Consider the following 23,556-nt stretch of genomic DNA (forward strand, 5'->3'; position numbering starts at 1 on the left):
TTATGAAATACAAATTACTGGCTATTGCAGTGATCGCGGCTGTGATTTACTGGCAAAAAGATAAATTTACATCAAGTGATAAGGTGGCTAACGTCTCGAATGTCACAGATCAGTCTTCGACAGCAAAAAAAGAACCCGCCGTTAACGCTACGGCAAAGTATGACGATGTGACGATGACTCCTGACGAGTTAAATGACCGCCGTTATAAAAACGATCATTATTTAAAAAATTTAATGCTGGATCAGTCGGTGCAAAAATCTTTAGCCAGAACCCAAGAACTTTTTAAAGACACACCAAACGGTGAAGATATCGCCGTTTGGGTTTGTCTGGGAAAAGTTTTAGATTCTTCGCCTGGCTATGGCGAAGTTTTAAATTATGCCTTTAGTAAAATTAATGAAAATGCGGCTATCAATTTTTCGCATATCGAAAAGGTCACTAAAAATCTTTCGGCTGCTGAGGCGTTTGAACGCGGCCAATTAATTAATCTTGTGAATATGATGAGTCTAAACAAAGACGAAAAGATTAAATTCTTTGGCAGCGAACTTTCACGTCACGCAAGCTTTGATCAAGATGGCAACTGGAGCGCTGATGCCTTAAATCTAACAACAGCGCTGATCATGCTAAAAAATACAAACGCTAAAAATGAAGATGTGCTTCCGTATATGCGCGAAAGTTTAAGATTAAACACCAACCATGTTCTTAAAAATAAGCTGCTTACCCGCTTTGTAAGTTACTTTCCGGGCACAACGGCGGACTTAGCTGAATTTAAATAATTTTAGCGGCGCTTACGATTTGATTGAACGATTAAACGAGTTAAATCTTCGCACACGTTTAAGATACGGCTTTTTTTGATTTCAGTTAAGTTCACGAACTCAACACCCAATTCAGGGCTTTCTTTGGGTTTACGGCTGACAAAGCGGATCACACTGCCAACTAAGAACACAGCCCGCTTACCCACTTTAAGTGAAATGATGACGCCACTGCCTTTTTGAAAAAGCACAAGATCTGCAGCTACGGTCATCTTTGCACCCGATTCGGAGAAGTTAATCAGTTTAGCTTCAACACGGGCATTTCTATTTAATGAAGTTACAACGTGGCACTCATGCGGAAAATTATCCGGCACTTCAAAGCGCACGTGACGGCGGCGACGAAGCTCTAACATCTCTAAGTTATTAGTAGCTACGTAGAAACCTTTGCCATCCTGAAGAATCTTAGATTTAAAAAAGAAAACGCGTGTTCCTACACGAAAGCTGAAGGCACAAAGCTTATCTTTAAGTTCATGCACTTCTAACGGCAGAATATAAAGTTTCGCAAATCTTTCAACTTCTGAAGATGTCAGGTTGACCGGAACGATATCATTCGTGCGGCCATCAATTGTAATCTGGCATTTTTCGAAAATATTTTTCTTAAAAATTACTTCGATTTCAGATTTAGGAAGTTTTTCAAAAAAATTATTCATGCGCCTTTATATATTAGCTGGCGACAGTAACCTTGTTACGGCCGTTTTGTTTACTTTGGTATAAAGCTTTATCAGCACGGTCATACACAGTTTCCCAAGTGTCAGTGCTATTGAATTGCGAAACACCGATAGAAATTGTTACGGGAACTTTACGACCCTCAAAAATAAACTCATGCGCTTCGACAGTTTGACGAACGCGCTCAGCCACTTCACCGGCAGTTTTAATATTCGTTGCTTGTAATAACGTTACGAACTCTTCACCACCGAAACGGGCAAAATAATCATTAGCGCGAACTAAACGAGCTTGCATAAGTTTTCCTAACTCACGTAAGACGTAGTCACCACCCGGATGGCCGAAACCATCGTTGATCTTTTTAAAGAAATCGATATCAAAAGTAATAACAGACAAAGGCTCACCTAAGTTTTTAGCTCTTTGAATCACTTCCGGAGCTTTTTCTAATAACGCCCCTTTAGAGTAAGCACCTGTTAGAGCATCTTTTTGCGCTTTTTCTAAAGTTTTTTGGTTGGCGATAATTTCGATACTGCCTTTTTCTAAGAATTTAAAAATCACATTACCAGCTTTGATTCTGTCGCTGTTTTGTAATTTCTTTTGCACCATCGGAACAGCCATTTGGTCATTCACCGAAGTTTTATTCGTTGAATTCATATCCATGATCACAACTTCAAACCCGGCTAACATGATTTTCGCATGTGAACGGCTTAATGAAGCATCGGCAATATAGATGTCGCAATCCGGAGAACGACCGATTGTCATATCCGGTTTAGTGATAAGCCATTGTTTACCAACAGCTTCTGTCGGACCCACAAGACAAACAAGTGCCGGAGGAGCATCATCCGCTTGTTTAAGCGCACCTTTAAAAGTGTCGCTCAGCGCTCCCATCACCGTTGCTTCTTGTTGTTCGTTGTGCTTCGACATTGTTTATTTCACCTTTTACTCAAAACAGTATGATTGATAAAATTATCATGATCAATCTTAGCCTAGACCTAAGGGCGATGCGTTTTTTGTAACAAACAAAATTCAAAAATTATGATACAAATTTGGCTCGCCGCCTATGAAACTGCAACGTCTTCTTCAATACGGTGGAAACCCTTCCACTCTTTCAGACGACCATGTGGACGTGCATCAGTTTCAGTATATTCAAAAAGAACATAAGTTAATTTGGTAATACGGCCTAATGAAGTTACATCTAACGATGTTAACTCTGTCCAAGTTCCCGTGTTAAAATATTCTTTTCTGGTTCCCCATTTACGGTATTCATAAACATGAGTGTGGCCAAAAACCACCGAATGCACACGTTCATCAGCTAAAATACGTTTAGCAGCCAGACTTAAATCTGGAAAAATGGCACTTTCTAAAAAGATTTTTAATAATTTTTTTAAGGGCCATTTATAACGAGGGTCAGCTGAAAATAAAATTTGATAGATATATCTTGATAATAAGCCGACTGATTTAAACATCACCGCGGTTTCATTAAACAACGCCCAACGAATCATCGCCCCGAACGGACGAATTTTATCAACATGCGGATAACGTTCTTTGATTTTTAAAACCAACTCGACAAAAAAGTGTGAGCCAAACGGCAAGTTTAAAATTGGTTCTGGTACACCCTGTTTAATAAAAAACTTACGTGGGTCCATTCTGTTGGCCGCTTCGTGCATATGCCCGTGTTCGATATGAATACCGTCGACAAAATAAATAATGCTTTTATATTGCAAAGGTTTACCGACGTACTGATCTAAATAATCACGGCACGCTTGAAACATCATGCCTTGATCGTGATTACCGATCACGTAAGTGATTTGTCTAAAAGGTTGCGCTAAAAATTCGCCCATCGCTTTGAAAACCTGCGAGTGTGCCTGGATAATTTTCTTTAAAACTTCAAGAGCAATTGTCTCTGTGATCGCTGTTAAAAAATGGCCTTTGTAATCGACTTGTAAGAAATTTAAAAAATCACCGTTAACGATCACTTCAACTTCGTAATCACGGTAGGCCCCAGAAGAATAGAATTGAAAAAATTCGACAAGCTTATCGGCGTAATAGAATTCTTCGAGCGAGTTAAGACCACCATCTTCTAAAAGACGGCCTTTACCCAAATGCAAATCACTGATCACTAATTTGATCTTCTTTGCTGGTCTTTTAACGTCGTCCGTGATCGTTGCTGCCATGGTTTTTTTCTTATGCTTAATCTACTTTTTTCAGTGGTGGTTTATTTTCTTCTTGTAACTCTAAGTTAGCCATTGCTAAACGTAATGCACGAGTCGTACGTTTGAACGACTCTTGATTTGTGTCAATGACCTTATTTAATTCTACACATTTTTGACGGTAGCTTTCAACTTCGAGCTGAACTTGGTCCATTTTACGGCGAACATCCAGAATTTGTTCGTCTTTAGTCTTAACCAGCGCATTCTTCTCGGCACGGATTAACTCTAGACGATTTTCTAGTTCGCGTTCGCGGACACGGATCTTTTTTAAATCAAATTTCATTCTTGATTCAAGCTCTTCGATTTTCATTTGAGCTTTTACGATCTCAGCATCTTTACGCGTCATCTGACTTTTTAAGATCTGAGTCTCATCTTTGAATGAACGCTCTAATGAATCGCGGTCAGCTTTAAACTCATGTAACTGTGATGTTAATAAATCCGCACGCTCTTTTACGATCTCAGAAGCAGCAATCAACTCTTCGTTTTGTGAACGAAGTTTTTCATTTTCGCGTTCTAAATCTAAAATTTTATCTTGCGCGATACGTAAATTTTCGGCTTGTGCTAAATTAGAATCTGATGACCCCCAAGCCGCATAGCCGCTTGAAAACGCATTGCCGCGCATTTGTCCGACAGACACTTTAACTTTATCACCGTAATCTTCAGGAGCACGTTGCGAGAAACCGGCAACTGCTACAGTTTTTTCACCGTCACCGTTATCGATATCAGCAAAGTTTTTTAATAATTCTGGGTTTTCACTTTGAATTTCTGTGGCCGCTGTTTTTTCATCAATACCAAGAGCTGCAAAATTATTGCTTGAAGGTACTGGCACAGGCTCTGGATCAGAAGATCCAAATAAACTTGGCTCGCCACTTGGAATATTTGCCGGTGGCTGTGGAACAACTTCGGCTGCAGAAATCACAGGTTCACTTGACGGGTTGTCAAATAAACTTGGTTCTTCTTTTGCAACAACAGGCTCTGCGGCAGAAGAATCTTCTGGAGAAAGATTAAATTGCGCTAACGGATCTTTTACGTCTTCAGTCACCGCAAATACATCATCAGAACTTACCATTCCGTCTGGTTGTTCTGAATCATCAACATCAATATTAAATTCTTCTGGAGCAAGTAATCCCGATGAAGAAACATCTTCTAGCTGAATGATGTTTTCATCTTCTGATTCGGGCGCAGAAATATTTTTGAAAAGCTCAGGATCTAAACCTAAATCATTTGCAAATGCGTCGTCCGAGGTCGCCTTGTCGACGTCCTTCAAATCTTCCATTAACGAAGATAAAATATCATCCGCTGTTTGCGCTTTTTCTGATTTCGGTTTTTGGTCTTTTGCCATAATCGCCCTAACCCACTAAATTACCTAAGTATTTATCGGACTTTAGAGCGGGAAACTGAATGCTTGTTGTATCAAAATATTCATTCGCAAAAAAACGCTCGCGAATGTTTCAGTCTGAGACGCTTACTTTAGTCGGTATTTCCAGAGATCGTTCAGATTACCCGTCGAACCGCTACCACTATAACCAGTACCGCCAAACAACCAAAGATTTCCGTCTGAGCCATACCAACCGACGGCCGTTTGTCGGCTGCCTGGTGCATTTAACACAGATGGCGTTTGTAATGTACCGTAGACGCCGTTCGTATTTGTCACATTTGATCCACTCATCCAAGCCCACTGATTTGTGGTTGGATTATATTTCCACAGATCAGCTAAGTTCTGATAAGAGGCTTCTGCATAACCCCAACCGCCGAAAATCCAAATATTATCATTCGCATCGATCCACCCTGTGGCTCTGTCTCTTCCGCCGGGTCTAAAATTTGCACCTTCTCTTCCAAGAGCGCCGTAAGTACCGTAATTGCTTGTCGTATTTGGACCTTTCATCCATGTCCATTGACCAGTCGCTGGGTTGTACTTCCAAAGATCATACAGATAACCACTCCCCACAATGGCAGGGTGGCCATTTCCACCGAACAACCAAAAATTTCCGCTCGAATCCGTCAAACCTACAGAGTTATAACGCGCTCCCGGATAATTTGTCGGCGCGGTAACACCTTGTGTTCCATAATTTCCGGCTTGGCTTGTTCCACTCGCTCCAGCTGTCCATGTCCACTGGTTGGTGCTGATATCATACTTCCATAAATCATTTAAAAAGCCAGATGAACCGCTAGAATAACCGTTTCCGCCGAAGACAAAAAGATTTCCGCTGGCATCTTTAAAGCCCACGCCGCTACTGCGTGAGCCTGGTGTTGTCGTCGACGAAGCCACACCTTGCGTACCATAAGTGCCGAAAACATTTTGTCCTGCTGATCCTGTCATCCACGTCCATTGATTGGTCGCAGGATCGTACTTCCATAAATCATTTAAAAACCCAGTGCTAGCTGTGCTTTGACCATAACCACCCAACAACCAAAAATTTCCGCTGGCATCGACCCAAGTCAACGGACTGTAGCGCGATCCAGGCATGTTTGTTGGGGCAGTTACACCTTTTGTTCCGTAAACTCCATAATTAGTTGGTCCACTTGATCCTGAAATCCAAGTCCATTGATCTGATGTTGGATTATATTTCCAAAGATCATTATAGTTTCCTAAAAGATTTGCTCCACCGAATAACCAAAAATTTCCGCTGGCATCTTTCCAAGAAGCTGCATTACTTCGGGCCATAGGCATTGGTGGAACTAAAGCTGTTGAACCTTGCTTACCATAGGCACCAACCCCGTTCACCGTGTTTGCGCCAGAGACCCAGGTCCATTGATTTGTACCCGGATCGTACTTCCATAAATCACTCGCGTTTCCTGCGTTATCATAACCACCGAAAATCCAAAAATAATTAGCCGAAGCCGACCAAGTCACAGAGCTGTAGCGAGAACCCGGTGTATTTGCAGCAGCGGCCACACCTTGCGTACCGTAAACTCCTAATTGATTCCCCGTATTTGAACCGGTCATCCACGTCCACTGATTTGTACTTTGATCGTATTTCCAAAGATCATTAAGTCTGCTGCCGTTTTGTCCGCCGAATAAATACAGATTGTTGCTGGCATCAGCCCAGCCCACAGCAGATTGGCGTGCGCCCGGAACATTTGAAGCGGCTGGAGTTCCTTGTGTACCATACACACCGGCTTGTGTAATAGTGTTTGAACCTGAGATCCACGTCCACTGCGCAGCTACAGAATCATACTTCCATAAATCATTTAAATTTCCGATACCTGCTATTTCGAATTCACCGTTACCGTATCCGCCGTGCAACCAAAATATTCCGTTCGCGTCTGTCCAACTCGCGCTGGAATATCTTGAACCCGGAAATGGTGAAACTCCTGCGGCTGAACCTTTCGTTCCGAAAACACTGTTGGCTCCCGTGGCTGAGGAACCAGAGACCCAAGTCCATTCACCAGCCGTTGGATTAAATTTCCACAAATCATTTAGTGCGCCTAAGCTTCCACTGATCGGATAACCATTACCACCCAGTAACCAAAGATTACCCGAGCCATCACTCCAACGTGCTGATACGTTGCGAGCGCCGGGCGAATTTGCTGATGAGCCCACACCTTTAGCGCCATAAATACCCAGTGCATTTGTTGAACTCACTCCTGCGGTCCACGTCCATTGATTCGATGTTGAATCAAATTTCCATAAATCATTCAGATAACCTGAACTACCGCTTCCGCCGTAACCATTACCACCGAAAACCCAAAACTTTCCGCTAGTATCTTGAAACCCAACACTTCCTGTTCGCGCGCCCGGAGTATTTGCTGCGGCCGCAACTCCTTTTGTTCCGTAAGTGCCGTACGCACTGATTGAAATTCCACCGGACATCCAAGCCCACTCACCAGAAGTAGGATCATATTTCCATAAATCATTTAAATTTCCAGAAGCGTTTGTGCTCGAATAACCATTTCCACCGAACAACCAAAAATTTCCGCTGCTATCTTTCCAGAACGCTGTTTGGTAACGAGATCCAGGAAATGGTGGAACTCCCACTGTCGAACCCTTAGTGCCGTTGACATTAACCACATCAAGAATGTTTCCGCCAGAAATCCAAGTCCACTGATTCGATATGGGATCATACCTCCACAGATCACTTAAATTTCCGTAAGTCGCGGAATTTGTGTGACCATTTCCACCAAAGAGCCAAAGTTTATTGCTGCTATCTACCCAAGTGACCATATTATTTCGGGCTCCTGGAGTATTTGAAACACCGGCAACACCTTGTGTACCGTAAGTTCCGATTTGATTAACTCCATTTGAACCTAACATCCATGTCCATTGATTTGTGCCAATATCATACTTCCATAAATCGTTGTAACGACTCGCAGAATTAGAGCCGCCAAACAACCAGACAACGTTGTTTGAATCTATGGACATACTTGAAGAAGTTCGTGAACCAGGAATATTGGCGCCGGCTGCAACACCTTGTGTGCCGTAGGTCGCTCCTTGATTGGCTGTACTAGGCCCCGAAACCCACGTCCACTGATTTGTCGTCGTATTAAACTTCCATAAATCATTATAGTTACTTGGGCTATATCCGCCAAACAACCACAGAGTACCACTAACATCTTTTGCACCGGCAACACCTGCTCGCGCCCCCGGAGTTGTTGAAACAGTTGGAGTTCCTTTTGTACCGTAATATCCTGCAGATCCGGTTGAACTTGAACCGGTCATCCACGTCCATTGATTTGCGCCTACATCATATTTCCAGAGATCGTTAAAATAATTAGAACCATTAGTCCCGCCAAATAACCAAAAATTACCGCTAGCATCGGTCCAACCAAAAGCATTCGTTCTTGCTCCGGGAGTAGTCGTTGATGAAGCCACACCTTGCGTGCCGTACACGCCGGTGGCTCCAGCCGTGTTTGATCCTGTCATCCAAGTCCACTGATTAGTTGTTCGATCGTACTTCCACAGATCGTTCATATAACTGCCGGTTAAACCACCGAACAACCACAGGTTTCCGCTTGAATCAGACCACGTTGCAGAGCCTTGGCGCGCACCCGGAATATTTGAAACCGCCGGAGTTCCTTTCGTTCCATAGCTTGCGGCACCACCTGTTGTCGTTGGGCCATTGACCCAGGTCCATTGATTGGATGTGGAATTATATTTCCATAAATCATTCCAGTAACCATTCGCATAACCGCCGAAGAACCATTGTTCACCGCTTGAGTCAGTCCAAGTCGCTGTATTGTAACGACTTCCCAGAGCCGGAGGTGCTAATGCTGAAGAGCCTTGAGTTCCATACACTGAGTTAGTCGCTGTATTTGAAGGAGTTCCTGAAACCCACATCCACTGATTAGCGGAAATATCGAATTTCCAAAGATCATTTAAATTAAAGCCACCAAATAACCAAAGATTTCCACTGCCATCAGTCCATGTTGCCGAACTGTATCTGCAGCCCGGAGTATTTGCCGCAGCAGCGACACCTTGTGTACCGTAGGTGGCTGGCTGATTAATCGTGTTTGATCCAGCCATCCACGTCCATAGATTGGTGCTTATATCAAATTTCCATAAGTCATTCAGTTGCGGTGAGCCCGCACTCACTCCTCCAAAGAGCCAAAAATTTCCTGATAGATCTGTCCAGCACGAAGACGCAGTTCGGGGACCAGGTAAATTCGCAGCTGCAGCCACACCTTTGGTTCCATGCACTCCCACGCCAAAGCCACTCAGACCTGAACCCGACATCCACGTCCATTGATCTGAACTTGGATTATACTTCCACAAATCATTGTAATAATAGCCGCTATTGATTCCACCGAAGAACCACTGATTGCCCGTGGCTGCATCGGTACAAGAGGTAGCATTTGAGCGTGCGCCCGGAAATGGCGGCACGGGAGCCGATGATCCTTTGGCGCCATAAACACCGTTAACAATTCCGCCGGTGTTTGATCCGGAAATCCACGCCCATTGATTAGTGCTGATATTAAATTTCCACAAATCATTATAATATGCATTCGATGGACCAAGGCCTCCGAACAAATAAAAATTTCCAGCAGCGTCTTTCCAGCCCTGTCCATTTCCACGCCCACCTGGTGTGTTCGCAGCCGCTGCTACACCTTGTGTTCCGTAAGTTCCGGGTTGATTGACCGAGCTTGAACCAGTGACCCAAGTCCATTGATTTGTGCTTAAATTATATTTCCATAAATCGTTGTAATAACTTGTTCCGTTGTAACCACCCAATAACCAAAGGTTATCACTGGCATCAATCCAACTGACGCAACCTTGGCGTGCGCCAGGATAATTTGTCGCTGTAGGTACACCTTGTACACCGTAACTTGCAGTCGAGTTTGGTAAACTTGAACCCGCCATCCAAGTCCATTCATTCGCTACAGGATCATACTTCCACAAATCATTATAAGAATTAGGACCCATGATTGTGTAGCCACCGAAGAACCATTTGTTGCCTGCAGAATCTGTCCAACTACAAGAGTTCATGCGCGACCCTGGAGTTGGTGGTGTTGGTGCTGATGAACCTTGATTGCCATAATTTCCTGTGGCATTTGGAGCAGAAGACCCGCCCATCCATGTCCACATCGATAAAAATCTTTTTCCGTTCATCATGTTACGAAACGCATAAGCCGACGGTAACAAAAATAAAATCACCACCGTAAAGGCGAGATATAATTTTCGTTTGTGGTTATGCGACATCATGATGAAATTCCTTTTTCTTAGTATTGGGCTGAAACTCCACAGTACATAGCCACTGAGCCAGTGTTTAACACCGTACATGTAAAAACATTTGTGGTGGCATCGTTGATCAAAAAGCCCGAGTAGTTGGCTCCGCCAGCACCACCTGTTGAATTTTTATCCCAGAAAACATTCGTAGTTGCGTTGTTGTAACGAACATTAAATGTACTGGCCGTTTGAGCTGTTACAAAGAAAGTGACTGTCCACGACATACTGCCTGATGGCCATCCGGTAACTGTTGGAATATTTAAAATCGTTGTTCCTGAAGAACACGCTGTTAATGTGTAAAGATTTGTTGAATAACCGGTAATATTTGTAGCGCCACAAGCCAACGTTCCAAGCGCTCCGACTTTTTCAAAGTAAGCTTGCCTGAAGGTCGCAGCCCCATTCACATCTAATGTGGTGGCTGGTGAAGAGGTGCCGATTCCCACATTCCCTGTTGAATAACTGATCGCTGTGCCTGATGTTGTCCACTGCGAAGAATTTCCTGCTGCGGCTGGAGCCCATGTTGAACCGTTATAAGTTAAAATTTGCCCACTCACCGGCGTCGTTGTTGAAACTGAAATTCCGCGTAAGCCCGCTACCGTTAAAGAATTACTTCCTGCGGTTGAAGAAACGTCGCCTGCAAATGCTGGCAATCTTGCCACTGCTAAAGTACCTGTTGCACTCACTGATCCTAAATCAAGTGAACTCATCGTTGCAAAAGCGCCAAGCCCTAAATTTGTTCGCGCCGTCGCGCTCGAAGTTAAATCTGATAAGTTATTTGCTTTAACTAAATAATTTCCAAGTGCTGTCGCCGAAGCCGGAGTATACCCCAACACTTGCGCAATCGCCGCCGCTGATGACGTAATCTTGTTACTGAAATTCACATAATCAGCATTAGAAATTAACCCGGCCGTCACTGAACCTGTAGCTGATGCTAACGGAATATTTAAGGTGTGCACGCCATTGGCCGTAGTAAATGCAGGCGCATTGCCCGCTACACCATTTGCAAAAGTTTGGGTTTGTGAAGTTGAACCATTGAGTGAAGTTACACCTGCTGTTGCAACACCAAACGCTGCCCAGGTTGTACCATTACAAAATTCTACATTTCCAGCATTGTAGCGTAAAGTTCCCGCGTAGCTTACTGCACAGGTTGCTGATTCCATGCTAATGCGAACACCACCGCTCACATCTAACTTTGTAACTGGGGTTTCCGTGCCGATACCGACGTTGCCGCGTAATAATGTTTGAGTGATTGAATTGTTACCTAGAACGACTTGATGACTTTGCGTTGCCCGCGCTTGGTAGCCGATCGCTATTACATTTGTTAATCCGTTAACTGATGTTGTGGCACTTGCTCCTAAAAACACTGAATTAGAATTTGTCTGTAACGAAACTGTTGGATTATAGCCTGCTTGATAACCGACGGCAGTATTCATACTGCCCGTAGTATTACTAAATAAAGCATCGAAACCTAACGCAGTATTATACGCGGCTGTTGTACTAAATACTAAAGCGTCAGTACCAACTGCTGTATTAAATGAACCCGACGTATTGCTACTCAACGCCGACTGGCCAACACCGACATTGTAATTACCGCCCGTATTAGAATCTAAAGCATATATACCAAATGCCGCGTTTGACGCTCCCGTCGTATTCGCTTCAAGCGCGCCGTCACCGACACCTGTATTTTGATATCCTGTAGTATTATTACGTAAAACACCATTACCGAAAGCTGCATTATACGAACCTGTAGATGCTGGAGATAAAGCATTTAATCCAAACGCTGTTCGCGACAATCCAATTACCCCGGCCTGAGTGTTGTTACGCTTAAAAACTAAATCAACATTATCCGTGGTTCCAATAAAATTCGTAGTTGCGGAAGTGCCCGAGTTTCCATTAACACTCCACTGCATTGCCGGAGAAAAACCAACACCGTTAATTTTTAACTCTTTCACGTTGACGACACCACTTACATCTAATGTATAGGCTGGAGCACTCGTCCCGATACCGACATTGCCAGCGGCATAATTAATTGTCGTGCCTGAGGTCGTCCACTGTGATGAAATCACGCCACTGGCTTGCGGTGTATAACCTAGAGCTGTTGTCACATCATTTGCCGATAGTTGTGCACCTGAGGTGACGCGACCCTTGCTGTCCACGGTGACTTTGGTGTACGTTGCAGCAGTTACACCGCTGTCAACCAATGTTAATACATTCGAACCTGATGTTGAAGTTGCATCACCACTGAATGACGGAAGTCTTGCAACCGCTAAAGTTCCTGTGGCGCTTGCCGACCCCAGATCAAGGCTGTTAGCTGTTGCAAATGTACCTAAACCTAAATTGTTTCTTGCAGTTTCACTTGAAGTCAGATCACTTAAATTATTTGATTTAACTAAGGCATTGCCCGCTGTTGCAGATACGACTGATAAATCACTTTGTAACGCGGCAACAGCTGCACTGCTTGCTTTATTGCTGAAATTTACATAATCAGCATTTGAAATTAAACCAGCTGTCACCGAGCCCGCTGCAGAAGCTAATGGAATATTTAAAGTATGAATTCCATTTGAAGTATTAAACGTAGGGGCATTGCCCACACTGCCATTGGCAAAAGTTTGTGTTTGCGAAGTTGAACCGTTTAAAGATGTTAAACCGGATGATGAAACACCGAATGCCGCCCATGTTGTGCCATTACAGAATTCAACGCTACCTGCATTATAACGTAAAGTACCCGCATAACTTACAGCACACGTTGCTGACTCCATACTGATGCGCACACCACCATCAACATCCAATTTAGTCATTGGGGTAACTGTTCCGATACCTACATAGCCACTCATATAATTGATTGTCGTTCCTGAAGTAGTCCACTGGGTAGCGGCACTTGCCGAGGCCGGAGTAAAACCTAAAGCCGTTGTTACATCGGCTGATGACAGCTGAGATCCTGATGTCACACGGCCTTTACCATCAACTGTTACTTTAGTGTACTGTGTACCAGAAACGACACCATTTTGATTGGCTAATCTGGCATCTGCGATTGTACCTGTTGCGCTGGCTGAACCTAAATCAAGACTGTTAGCTGTTGCAAAAGTACCTAGACCCAAATTGGCGCGTGCTGTTGTAACGTTAGTTAAGTCAGATAAATTATTTGTCTTAACTAAACTATTATTCAATGTTGCAGACACAGCAGATAAATCACTTTGTAGCGTAGCAATAGCCGCACTATTTGAGGCGACTGTACTTTGCAAACTTGAAACTGAATTTTCGAGAGTCGAAACTGTCGAAGAAACCGAATACAAAGTTGAACTAACCGCGGAGGCATACGCACTTACATTTGATAGCGTTGATGAAACAGCAGAAACGTTGGCATTCGTCGAGCTTAATGAAGAAGAAAGTGCTGTTACGCTCGCCCCATCAGCTGGTGTATAACCTAAAGCCGTGATGACTGTGCTCGATGTTACGTTGGTTGGTGCCGCGCCCGCCGCCACACAACTAAAACTTGCGCCGTTGTAACTCAACGACTCTGAAGCGGTACATGTAGGGAGCGTGCTATACTGAACAAAAGACGTTGCACTAACCCCACCTAACTTCATCGCATCATTTGCGTAAATCGCGTAAGGTACGGCGTTAATGTTCATCGCTGGTAATGTTTGCCAGCCATTGCCGTCATTAAACTGCATCACAATTTTTCTGATATCAGAAGAACCAGGACTATAATTTCCCGGACCACCGGCATCACATGTTAAACTTGCGACCGAGTTATCAAAAACATCGGCAAATGTTGTACCGCTTGTCGGGTAAACAGTAATTCCCGAACCCAGCGGAAATGACATTAATCCACCGGTACCTGCCATACTCACGGAAGAGTAAGTTTCAGAATACAAAATACAATTTCCTGTAGGATTTAAGATTGTGAATTTGAAATTTACACTGTTAGCTTCTAGCGGATAACCATCAGGCTTTATGATTCTGGCTTGGTACGTTGTTACTTGTGGCGTAGCCCACGCAAAATGCGTGAATGCCATAAGCATAAAAATTTGACCGACGTACCGGAGGAAGTTCATAAACAATTTATCGGTATAAAGGCACTAATTCATAACAGATAAAGTGCTACTAACTGCTCCAAAAAGGTTTGTACTGGGGATTTTCGCTCCACATTGCCGGAGCAAATGTTTAACAAAACAATGATTGATTTTGTTGAGAAGCCGCTCCAGTAAAGCGAAGCAGTTTGTTGAAAAGGTCTGTTAAGACATCAGTAAAAATGTCGATGAATAAGTACATTCAAAAAACGTTTCAACCAGACGTTATTCACATTAAGGGGAGTTGCGAAAGTAGCTCCCCTTTTTTTTATTTAATTTGGCGGATTTGGTGAATAGCCCTTGGCAAAAATAGACCACGCTAAATTCTGAAATTCCATTTGTGAAAGTTTTGAAACTTCACCAGAAATCACAAGTGCATTGAAATATCTGATGTATTCAGAGCTTTCAACCTCGTGCTTTTGCTCTAGAGCATAACGATAAAACACTTCATGTAAGATCGCGTGCGCTTGATCGGCGTTACTCATTAAATCCCATAGATCTTTTGAAACAACGTATCTTTTATCATGAGCTGCGATGGGCTCACGCTGAACCACTAGCTGACGTAATTCTGAATGGTATGGAATAAAAGAAATTCCCGTATCCGGAATCGGTAGTAACTGGATTCCCGGTACAAAATTAGCTTCGCCAAAAAAGCTCTTAACGTAAGAGCTTAATGTTTTCGCCATCTCTTTATCATACCCGCCAACTGGCTGTAATAGCTTAAGCGCGTAATCCGCAGCAGACGTAGGATCTACGACACTACCATACATTGAAAGAGGCTTAATTTTATAGCGAATATCAGCTTCGTAAGTGTCGTAGAACGCGCCTTCATGCAGGTCGCGCCCGTAACACTGAGCAGAACCGGGTTTCAGGCAGACGATAATATTGCCCCCATTACCAACGCGGCCAATAGCTTGCGATTGAAGAGGCGAAAGAAGAGACACAAGAACCGGAAAAATAAGGCTGATCATTTTTTTAAGCATGTCCTAATAAAGCAAACTTTGATTTTACAATCAACAGTAACGCATGGCTTTTTGTGCTCCATTTTTCGCGAGCAGCATGTATTTGCTTTTGACTTCACTCAAACAAGCACTAGGCTTAAGGAATTCATGAAAAATGACCTGCTTATCCAAATCATTAAAGATAACTTTCAAAAGCTATCGAACAAAAACAAGAGATTCAGTAAAAGATCTTACGCCCAAAAAATCGGTTTAAGCTCTGGTGCGCTGACAGACTTTCTTTCAGGAAAGCGCGGAATCTCACAAAAAAAAGCACGTCAGGTTCTTGAAAAGCTTGGCTACAGCGAAGCTGAGCAAGACCACATTTTAAAATACAATCCTCTGGTGCATAATAAAAAATCCCGCAGCTTTAAAAAAATCGAACACGACGCTTTTGATAAATTATTATCGTGGGAACATTTAGCGATTTTATCGTTAACAAAAACTGAAAAATTTAATTCTTCACCGGCCTGGATTGCGAAAAAACTTTCGCTTGAAGTTGAAGTAGTTGAAAGAGCTTTAATTAATCTTGAAACACACAAACTCATTCACAGAGACGGCACAACAATTACAGTGTCTACAGAAGATGTTGAAACATTTGACCAGATTCCTTCAGAAGCTATCAAAAAATCTCACCGCCAAGATTTAGAAATTCATAAGAAAAATTTAAGCGACGTTCCTGTAGAATTACGTGATATGTCTTCAATCACTTTATCTTTTGATTTATCAAAAATGGAATTAGTGAAATCAGCGATCAGACTTTTCCAAGAGCAGGTTGCTGAAATCGCTGAAACTTCTAAAGCTACTGAGGTCTATAAACTTTCAGTTTATCTAGGCCCTTTAAGTACATTAGATTAAACTGCACAAATAAAAAAGGGAAAGCTCATCGCCTTCCCTTTTCATTTCTCTTTAATTAATAAAAATTAAACAGTAATCATTTTTACTAAATCAGCACTTAAAGATTGGTAAGATGACTTATCTACCTTAGCTAACGCTTTTAAACTGAAATCTTGAATCGTTTGTGACGACATCACAGTACCAGCAAGAGTTGCTTGTTTTAACTCTGTCCAAGTTGGCTTGTGCTCTTGGCCCGAAGGTCTTAAAGACGCTAAATAACCAAAGAATCCACCGGCAAAAGAATCCCCCGCACCCGTTGGATCCACCACTTTTTCAACTGGTAAAGCCGGGCATTGAAAGAAACCGTGAGTTTTTGAATAAACTGTAGAACCGTATTCACCGCGTTTAACAACAACATACTCAGGACCAAGTTCAGCCACTTTTTTAATAGCAACGATGGCATTATCAACCTGAGTTAACATTTTTGCCTCGCCTTCATTGACGAAAACGATATCAACTTTTTTCATCACTTCGATTAAGTCCGCTTGTTTTGAATCAATCCAAAAGTTCATTGAATCCATACCCACGAAAAGTGGTTTTTGAATTTGTGATAAGACTTTTAATTGTAATACCGGATCAATATTCGCTAAGAACACAAAACGCGTGTCTTTGTATTTCGCTGGTAATTCGGGATTGAAATCCGCAAATACGTTTAACTCAGTTTTTAAAGTCACTGCTTCATTTAAATTATGCTCGTAAGTGCCTTCCCAGTGGAAAGTTTTACCATTCACAACTTGCATACCGTCTAAATCAACGCCACGAGTTTTTAAAATTTCACGGTCAGCATCTGAGTAATCAGAACCCACAACACCAACAACACGCACTTTAGAAAAAAGACTAGAAGAAACTGAGAAGTAATTCGCAGATCCACCTAATGAACGCTCGGCTTTTCCTGATGGGGTTTTTACCGAATCGTACGCTAAACTACCCACGACTAAAACTTCTGACATTTGTTCCTCCGATTTTTGAGTTTGAGATGTCCATAGTTTCAGGACGTTCAACATTTTTAGTAGTTAATTGGCCGCACGCCGCGAAGATATCGCGACCCATTGTACGGCGTAATAGAACCTGCGCTCCCAGTTTCATCGTCTCTTGGTGGAAAGCTTGAACCGTTTCATCACTCGGACGCTCGAAACCAGAACCTGGATGTTCGTTAAATGGAATAATATTAATTTTGCATGGAACATCTCTTAAAAGTTTAACTAACGCACGCGCGTGATCGATTTGATCAGTTACACCTTTAAGTAAAACGTATTCCATTGTGATTTTCTCACCCGTTGCACGATAGTAACGGCGGCATTCGTCTAATAAATCTTTTAATGGATATTTTTTATTGATCGGCATAACTTGCGAACGAACTTCGTCGCTCCAGCCGTTAAGGCTTACCGCTAAACGCACTTTCGCCTCAGCCACTTTGTACATTTCTGGAATTAAACCAGAAGTTGAAACCGTGATTTTCTTTTTAGATAAGTTAACACCCCATGGAGAGTGGATCACTTCGATCGCTTTAAACACGTTATCAGAGTTATCTAACGGTTCGCCCATACCCATGAATACGATGTTTGATAGTTTACGGCCTTTGCCTTCTTTATCTAAAGAATCTTGCACCACCATAAACTGACCCACGATTTCGTCAGCTGTTAAACGGCGTTTTAACTTTTGTTTTCCGGTAAAGCAGAATTGGCAGGCCATATTACAGCCGATTTCTGAAGACACACATAAAGTTAAACGGTCATCAGAAGGAATCACAACCGCTTCGATCGAGTTACCATCGCGCACGTCGAATAAGAATTTTTGCGTTCCATCAACCGAGATTAAGTGTTTTAGAACTGGAGGTAATTTAAAAGTAATTAAGTTTTTTAATTCAGAACGTAAATCTTTAGATAGATTTAACATTTGATCGAAGTCAGTTACGCGTTGCTCGTAAACCCATTTGAAAATTTGCTGGGCGCGGAATTTTTCTTTACCGTATTTTTTTAAAAATGCTTCTAGGTCTGGGAGTGTGAAGCTGTAGAAATTAACTACTTCGGTTTGCGTTGCAGTAGATTGATCTGCGGGCGTAGATAGACCCTGTTGAGTCTGTTCAGATAGCGTCATAGGCCGTCCTTCTTTGGACAGCGTCCAAGGCCGTCCGTTTCTGTGACTTATTACAGTCGTTAAATTGAGTCGTCTTTGTAACCCAAAACTCCCCCGTTTGTCCATGGGTGTTTCCCTCTTGTTCCAATCTTTTTGGAACACTTTGTTCCAAAATAGCGTGACTTTACCCCCTACCCCCGATAATTCTGTTTTTACAGCAGAGACGTAAAGTTTTTGCCAAACACCACAAGGGGGATTTATGAAAAATTTATTCATCGGTTTAGTGATCGGATTGAGTTCAGTGACTGCATTAGCCCAAATCGGAAATGTGGCTATTGGTGGAAGCGGATGTCCACAAGGAGAAGTTTACTTCGGTTCTGTCGAAGACAAAATGTTAATCGAGTACACAAAAATGTACGCTGACAATCAAGACGGAAAAACCATCAGCCGCGTAGCTTGTAACTTAAGATTGCCAGTAACAGTTCCAGCGGGAATGCGCTTAGTGGCTTCGTTACAATCTGACGCCGCAGTAAATGTTTGGGCTAACAACAAAGTGATTTTAAACCAAGAGTTGTTCGTGGTGGGATCAAGCGAAGTACCGCACGAAGAACAGCTACAAAACCATGGTGGCGAAGTGATTCTATTTTCACAAACATCTACAGCTTGCGACACTGAAAAAGAGGTCGTTTTGGCCTATAACCTAAACGCAACGCTTATGAATATCTCAAAACATGTAGATTCTTCTGCTTATGTTACAAAATCGATCTTAGATGTGAAATTTGAGAGCTGTTTTGACTCCGAAATTCCAGGTGAAGACTCGGTCGGAGATTTGCAGTTAGGTAACGAAGGGAACTAAAAGTCACTACGCTGAATCGAAAATCAGCGTTAGCTGTAAAAAAGAAAGGGGCAAGGTATGAACGAACAATTAGCCATCCAAGCTAAAATTCGCTCGCACTTTGCCCAGCTTCAACGCAAAAATCCAGCTTTCTCATTACGTGCCTTTGCCCTAAAACTTGATATCAGCCCCAGCGCTTTAAGCGAGATCATGGCTGGTAAACGCAAAGTTTCAAAAAAGATGGCGGTTAAACTTTTAGACCGCATGTACTTAGACCCGAAAGAATCTGAAGAAATTAAACTTCTTTTCGATAGCCGCCCCAGCAACCAAACAGTTGAAGGCGATGGCAAATCGGTTCTACAAAAGTACAAAAAGAATATTAACTTTCTAAAATTAAGTTCAGATCAGTTTAACGTGATCAGCGAATGGCAACATTTTGCTTTATTGTCGTTAATGGAAACAACTGACTTTCAGTCGGATGTCGAATGGATGGCAAAACGCCTTTCACTTTCAGTTCCCGAAGTGCAAAAGACTTTACAGCGTTTAATTGATTTAAACTTAGTGACTAAAAAATATAATCGCTACACGCCAACGAATGAATCGTTAACAACATCGGATGATGTGGCTAACCAAGCCGTTAGAAAATCTCACTATGAAGATTTAAAAGTGGCTGAAAAAGTTTTAGACCACTGCCCGGTTGAGTTACGTGACTTTACCGCCGTGACTGTCGCTGTTGATAAAACAAAAATCTCTGAAGCGAAACAAATGATCCGCGAATTTCAAGATCGTTTAACGCAGTTTTTAGAAGATGGCGAAAAATCTGAAGTTTATAAATTAACTTTTTACATGTATCCCCTTTCACACTCTTCCCCACCAGGAGACAAGAATGAAAACTAAACACCTAATTATGCTCGTGATCGGCTTTTTGATCAGCGTTGGTCTTGCATCGCAAGCTCAGGCTTTCAATATTTTAAAAGCTTTAGAAGTTCAGCTTCCCGAGATCGTTCAAGTTGGCGACAAAGCTTATGTCATTCCGGCCAGCGTGAAGTTAGTGAAACTTGCCGACGGTCGTTTTACAACCGAGACTAAAATTTTAGGTCATAAAGTAGGTAACGGTGGCGACTATATCCGTTCTACATTTATTCAGATGGGTGAAAACGTTGTCGAATTCTTAGAGACAACTCAAGAAGGCCAACAGGTTCTCACTCAGCACGGTTTAGTAATTGAAGATTTAAAAGCAACTCTTACAACTGAGCGTATCGTTGTGACTAACGATATCTTAATGGATAACACAGGCTCTATCGTTGATGCGATTGGCGTTCCTGGTTTAGTGATTTTAAATAGCGCAAGCTGGTTAGATCATTTCGAAAAAGAAAGAAACGTGTACTTTATCGTGTTTCACGAAATGTTACGTAGCCTTGCTGTTAACGATGACGACTATGTAATTTCAAAAGATTTAATCAACTTTCCGAGCCAATTTAAAATGTCGACTAGGCTTTTACCGTTAATTCCTATGTTAGAATCAGATTCAATCACTGAACTTGTGACCTTAGATAACGTGACAGTTCAAGGTTCTGGCTGTTCAGCTAAAGCTCCGGCTTACACTGAATTAGATCTAACTAAAAATGTGATCGACATCACGCTTAAAAGTTTTGTGGTTTCAAACTCTGAGGCCCGCAAAATGGATTACAAAGCTTGTAACTTATCGGTGCCGTTAAAATTACCGGCTGGTAAACGTTTAACAATTTCACTAATCGATGTGTCTGGCGAGGTTCGCCCACAATCAGCAGATCTTCAATCTACAAGCACATTACGTTTTGAAGGCTTCTTAGCCGGTCAAAAAGGTAAAGTGCACACTAAAACTGTGGCTTTAGGTTCTGAAGCACGTACGGTTTTATTTAGAAAAACTGATGTGATCACAACAGGCTGCGGAACTTCTGAAATCTTACGCCTAAATGTGAACAACGCTTTAGCTTCAAAAGGCAGCGCTGCTGGTCTTGAGCAAAACCAATCCCAAATCAAAAAGATTTCAGTTTATTTAAATTTAGAAGATTGTCAGTAGTAACTGGCGTTTAAAATGCAAAAAGCGAAGTGGGTTTTGGCCACCTCGCTTTTATTATCTTTCGTCTCCGACCTGACTGGGAAGGAGTCCGAATGAACCGGATACCGAACTTCTTAGTGCCTAGCGTGTACTTACAGTTTCGGAATTTGCGTAAAAAGCTTAAATATTACCTACGTCTAGTTTTATTACTCTTAGAGATAATAAGACGTATCGTAGATTTGATATCATAGTTTCAGAGGGATAATTCTTCTTCGTTCGCCTAGCGTACATAAACGAGTTGGGTCACGAGCTTAAAATAACGTAAAGCTGTGACTGCAGCTTTATGAAGCCTGCGGCCAAAACCCACCTTTTTATTGCGCTTGAATTGTTGCTGTCAGTTCTGAAAGTTCACACGGCACACAGCCGATTTTTCCAACCACGATACCAGCTGCATAATTTGCTAATACGCAAGCTTGCGCCAGTGGTAATCCAGAAGCCACTCCTAAGGCTAAAGCCGCGATAACTGTATCGCCAGCACCTGTAACGTCGAAAACTTTTTTTGCAAATGTTGGAACTTGTACAACTTGCGAATCGCTTGAGAAAATCGACATACCTTCTTTACCTTGAGTTAACACCACATCACGAGCACCCGTCATTTTTTGAAGAGCACGGCCCACTGTTAACACGCGGTCGTTGAAGTTTTCGATATCTTCTTCATGAATTTTAGAAAGTGCTAAAGCTTCGTTGTAGTTAGGCTTAATTAAATCAACACCTTTGTAGAATTCAGCAAACTTAGTTTGGTGTGGATCGACCATCAAGTATTTTCCAGATTTTTTAGCTAACGCTACGATATTTTCAACTAACGCTACAGAGAAAATTCCTTTTGCATAATCTTCTAAAACCACAACATCTACTGTCGGCAGTAAATCTTGTACGCGTTGTAAAATTTTAGCTTCAGTTTCTGCTGGTAAGTTTCTACGAACTTCGTAATCCACACGCACTAAGTGATGATGCCCTGTCATTACACGTGTTTTACGTGTTGTTGGGCGTTTTTCATCAACGATTAAATGCTCTGTCGGAACATTTGATTTACCTAAAAGCTCTTTTAAAATTTCAGCGCCGGTATCGGCACCTACTACAGAAACTAGGTTTACTTTACCAGAAAGACTGACTACGTTTTGCGCTACATTGGCCGCTAAGCCTAAGCGTTTATCTTCGCCGTCAACTTCAAGAACCGGAACCGGAGCTTCAGGGCTAATACGTTTAACAGCACCTAAAACATACTCATCTACACCAACGTCGCCGATTAAGAGAATCTTCTTGCTCGAAAAAGCAGAAATTTTTTCAAGAATGTTTTTTTTGACAGTCGAATCTACGTTGAAATGAATAATCGAATTTGACATCGGTAAGTCCCATAGCCAATATGGCCTATCTTTTATGCGTAATGGCTCTAGAAAACCACAATTTCAACAAAACCTCAATCTCATTTACCAGGCTAACTATATTACGCCCAATGAGAAAAAAGAGATCATGCGCTATCTTGAAAGCCTTTATCCCATCTGGGAAATGCGCTTTTCAGCCAGCAATCCTCCACCAGAAGGCGAGCCTAACCGCCCTCTACTACGCCCGGTTTACTGGTTAGGTAACTGGCAGTTTGCTTGTTTAGATTATTATCATCCGCCAAAGGGAATTCAAAACCGCTGCGTTGAAGCTGAAAGTTATCCACCAGTTTTAGAAAAGATCGTTAAAAAAATTGAACAGATGGTGCATGAAAAATTCAACGAAAAAGATATTCCGCGTGGTTGGCATTTAAATACCTGTTTAATCAATTACTACGGCAATAAAATTTTACCCGACGGTAAAAAATTAGATACCGCCCGCGTGGGCGAACACAAAGACTTCGAACCAGGCCCGGTAGCTTCGATTTCGTTTGGCGAAAAAGCCTTATTTCAATTTATCAAAAGCGAAAGTAAAGCACACAAATCAGATGTGATCTTACAACAATGGTTAGAAGATTCTTCGCTTCAAATTTTTGGTGGCGATAAATTTAAAAAGCAACTTTTTCACCGCGTACAACGTGTCGAAGAAAAAGGAATTTTATTTTCTGATATGAAAACGACGAACTTCGAAACTCGTCGTATTAATTTTACTTTCAGATTTGTTCCGAATGATCATATTAAATCATTCAATGAATTACCTGAAAATCTGCAATCAGATATCAAAGGCTATGTGGCTGAGCTTGGTGAGAAGTCTCAGTTCTGGCGTAGCCAGATCAACTAACCAGAGCAGC

General features: G+C 42.2%; 16 protein-coding genes. 6 read left to right on the forward strand and 10 right to left on the reverse strand.

What is annotated here, in order from left to right:
• Positions 1–2: 2 nt before the first annotated feature.
• A complete protein-coding gene (locus ACKWCF_RS13340) occupies positions 3–773 on the forward strand; it encodes a hypothetical protein (RefSeq protein WP_409478091.1) in 771 nt (256 codons plus the stop codon).
• 2 nt (positions 774–775) lie between these two features.
• Here the strand turns inward: ACKWCF_RS13340 and ACKWCF_RS13345 are convergent, their stop codons facing one another.
• The 7 genes from ACKWCF_RS13345 to ACKWCF_RS13375 form a co-directional block, all read right to left on the reverse strand.
• Positions 776–1,459 (reverse strand): PilZ domain-containing protein, encoded by a 684-nt coding sequence (locus ACKWCF_RS13345; RefSeq protein ID WP_409478092.1) that lies wholly within the window; start codon positions 1,457–1,459, stop codon positions 776–778.
• Positions 1,460–1,472: 13 nt separating this feature from the next.
• Positions 1,473–2,396: a diguanylate cyclase gene (locus ACKWCF_RS13350; RefSeq protein WP_409478093.1), complete on the reverse strand. Its 924-nt coding sequence runs from the start codon at positions 2,394–2,396 to the stop codon at positions 1,473–1,475.
• Between the two features lie 134 nt (positions 2,397–2,530).
• Complete coding sequence (locus ACKWCF_RS13355; RefSeq protein ID WP_409478094.1) at positions 2,531–3,646, reverse strand: metallophosphoesterase; 1,116 nt, start codon at positions 3,644–3,646, stop codon at positions 2,531–2,533.
• Positions 3,647–3,662: 16 nt separating this feature from the next.
• On the reverse strand, positions 3,663–5,024 hold the full coding sequence (locus tag ACKWCF_RS13360; RefSeq protein WP_409478095.1) for a hypothetical protein: 1,362 nt from the start codon (positions 5,022–5,024) through the stop codon (positions 3,663–3,665).
• A 123-nt stretch (positions 5,025–5,147) separates the two neighbouring features.
• Positions 5,148–10,322 carry a kelch repeat-containing protein gene (locus tag ACKWCF_RS13365; RefSeq protein ID WP_409478096.1) on the reverse strand — a complete coding sequence of 1,725 codons (5,175 nt, stop codon included), beginning with the start codon at positions 10,320–10,322 and terminating at the stop codon, positions 5,148–5,150.
• A 17-nt stretch (positions 10,323–10,339) separates the two neighbouring features.
• Entirely contained in the window at positions 10,340–14,365 is a 4,026-nt protein-coding gene (locus ACKWCF_RS13370) for a beta strand repeat-containing protein (RefSeq protein WP_409478097.1), read from the reverse strand.
• A 326-nt stretch (positions 14,366–14,691) separates the two neighbouring features.
• Positions 14,692–15,402, reverse strand: a complete 711-nt coding sequence (locus ACKWCF_RS13375) for a hypothetical protein (RefSeq protein WP_409478098.1) — start codon at positions 15,400–15,402, stop codon at positions 14,692–14,694.
• Positions 15,403–15,528: 126 nt separating this feature from the next.
• On the opposite strand from ACKWCF_RS13375, the gene ACKWCF_RS13380 reads away from it, so the two are divergent.
• Positions 15,529–16,275: a DUF4423 domain-containing protein gene (locus ACKWCF_RS13380; protein WP_409478099.1), complete on the forward strand. Its 747-nt coding sequence runs from the start codon at positions 15,529–15,531 to the stop codon at positions 16,273–16,275.
• A gap of 65 nt (positions 16,276–16,340) precedes the next feature.
• Here ACKWCF_RS13380 and ACKWCF_RS13385 read toward each other — a convergent pair whose 3' ends face one another.
• Both ACKWCF_RS13385 and rlmN read right to left on the reverse strand, forming a co-directional pair.
• A complete protein-coding gene (locus ACKWCF_RS13385; protein ID WP_409478100.1) occupies positions 16,341–17,264 on the reverse strand; it encodes a PfkB family carbohydrate kinase in 924 nt (307 codons plus the stop codon).
• Positions 17,239–18,411: a 23S rRNA (adenine(2503)-C(2))-methyltransferase RlmN gene (gene rlmN, locus ACKWCF_RS13390; RefSeq protein ID WP_409478101.1), complete on the reverse strand. Its 1,173-nt coding sequence runs from the start codon at positions 18,409–18,411 to the stop codon at positions 17,239–17,241. Before rlmN ends, ACKWCF_RS13385 begins: the two co-directional genes overlap by 26 nt.
• Before the next feature lie 238 nt (positions 18,412–18,649).
• Here rlmN and ACKWCF_RS13395 point away from each other — a divergent pair, with 238 nt between their 5' ends.
• Genes ACKWCF_RS13395 through ACKWCF_RS13405 form a run of 3 tightly spaced genes read left to right on the forward strand, consistent with a single transcriptional unit; the run spans position 18,650 to position 21,287 of the window.
• Positions 18,650–19,246 carry a DUF4360 domain-containing protein gene (locus tag ACKWCF_RS13395; RefSeq protein WP_409478102.1) on the forward strand — a complete coding sequence of 199 codons (597 nt, stop codon included), beginning with the start codon at positions 18,650–18,652 and terminating at the stop codon, positions 19,244–19,246.
• Positions 19,247–19,303: 57 nt separating this feature from the next.
• Positions 19,304–20,122, forward strand: coding sequence for a TIGR02147 family protein (locus ACKWCF_RS13400; protein ID WP_409478103.1), 819 nt, complete (start codon positions 19,304–19,306; stop codon positions 20,120–20,122).
• Positions 20,112–21,287, forward strand: a complete 1,176-nt coding sequence (locus tag ACKWCF_RS13405; RefSeq protein WP_409478104.1) for a DUF4360 domain-containing protein — start codon at positions 20,112–20,114, stop codon at positions 21,285–21,287. Before ACKWCF_RS13400 ends, ACKWCF_RS13405 begins: the two co-directional genes overlap by 11 nt.
• Positions 21,288–21,637: 350 nt before the next feature.
• On the opposite strand, the gene rfaE1 is transcribed toward ACKWCF_RS13405, so the two are convergent.
• Positions 21,638–22,669: a D-glycero-beta-D-manno-heptose-7-phosphate kinase gene (rfaE1, locus tag ACKWCF_RS13410; RefSeq protein WP_409478105.1), complete on the reverse strand. Its 1,032-nt coding sequence runs from the start codon at positions 22,667–22,669 to the stop codon at positions 21,638–21,640.
• 34 nt (positions 22,670–22,703) lie between these two features.
• Here rfaE1 and ACKWCF_RS13415 point away from each other — a divergent pair, with 34 nt between their 5' ends.
• Positions 22,704–23,546 (forward strand): alpha-ketoglutarate-dependent dioxygenase AlkB, encoded by an 843-nt coding sequence (locus tag ACKWCF_RS13415; protein WP_409478106.1) that lies wholly within the window; start codon positions 22,704–22,706, stop codon positions 23,544–23,546.
• Positions 23,547–23,556: the final 10 nt, after the last annotated feature.

The organism is Pseudobdellovibrio sp. HCB154 (assembly GCF_046267985.1).
In the GTDB taxonomy this organism is placed as follows: Bacteria; Bdellovibrionota; Bdellovibrionia; order Bdellovibrionales; family Bdellovibrionaceae; genus Pseudobdellovibrio.

Excerpts from the sequence above, each read along its gene's own strand:
- ACKWCF_RS13345 (WP_409478092.1), bottom strand. The coding sequence starts at position 1,459 with ATGAATAATTTTTTTGAAAAACTTCCTAAATCTGAAATCGAAGTAATT.
- ACKWCF_RS13350 (WP_409478093.1), bottom strand. The coding sequence starts at position 2,396 with ATGTCGAAGCACAACGAACAACAAGAAGCAACGGTGATGGGAGCGCTG.
- rlmN (WP_409478101.1), bottom strand. The coding sequence starts at position 18,411 with ATGACGCTATCTGAACAGACTCAACAGGGTCTATCTACGCCCGCAGAT.
- ACKWCF_RS13340 (WP_409478091.1), top strand. The coding sequence starts at position 3 with ATGAAATACAAATTACTGGCTATTGCAGTGATCGCGGCTGTGATTTAC.
- ACKWCF_RS13370 (WP_409478097.1), bottom strand. The coding sequence starts at position 14,365 with ATGGCATTCACGCATTTTGCGTGGGCTACGCCACAAGTAACAACGTAC.
- ACKWCF_RS13395 (WP_409478102.1), top strand. The coding sequence starts at position 18,650 with ATGAAAAATTTATTCATCGGTTTAGTGATCGGATTGAGTTCAGTGACT.
- ACKWCF_RS13375 (WP_409478098.1), bottom strand. The coding sequence starts at position 15,402 with ATGCTTAAAAAAATGATCAGCCTTATTTTTCCGGTTCTTGTGTCTCTT.
- ACKWCF_RS13400 (WP_409478103.1), top strand. The coding sequence starts at position 19,304 with ATGAACGAACAATTAGCCATCCAAGCTAAAATTCGCTCGCACTTTGCC.
- ACKWCF_RS13360 (WP_409478095.1), bottom strand. The coding sequence starts at position 5,024 with ATGGCAAAAGACCAAAAACCGAAATCAGAAAAAGCGCAAACAGCGGAT.
- ACKWCF_RS13365 (WP_409478096.1), bottom strand. The coding sequence starts at position 10,322 with ATGATGTCGCATAACCACAAACGAAAATTATATCTCGCCTTTACGGTG.
- ACKWCF_RS13385 (WP_409478100.1), bottom strand. The coding sequence starts at position 17,264 with ATGTCAGAAGTTTTAGTCGTGGGTAGTTTAGCGTACGATTCGGTAAAA.
- ACKWCF_RS13405 (WP_409478104.1), top strand. The coding sequence starts at position 20,112 with ATGAAAACTAAACACCTAATTATGCTCGTGATCGGCTTTTTGATCAGC.
- ACKWCF_RS13355 (WP_409478094.1), bottom strand. The coding sequence starts at position 3,646 with ATGGCAGCAACGATCACGGACGACGTTAAAAGACCAGCAAAGAAGATC.
- rfaE1 (WP_409478105.1), bottom strand. The coding sequence starts at position 22,669 with ATGTCAAATTCGATTATTCATTTCAACGTAGATTCGACTGTCAAAAAA.
- ACKWCF_RS13380 (WP_409478099.1), top strand. The coding sequence starts at position 15,529 with ATGAAAAATGACCTGCTTATCCAAATCATTAAAGATAACTTTCAAAAG.
- ACKWCF_RS13415 (WP_409478106.1), top strand. The coding sequence starts at position 22,704 with ATGCGTAATGGCTCTAGAAAACCACAATTTCAACAAAACCTCAATCTC.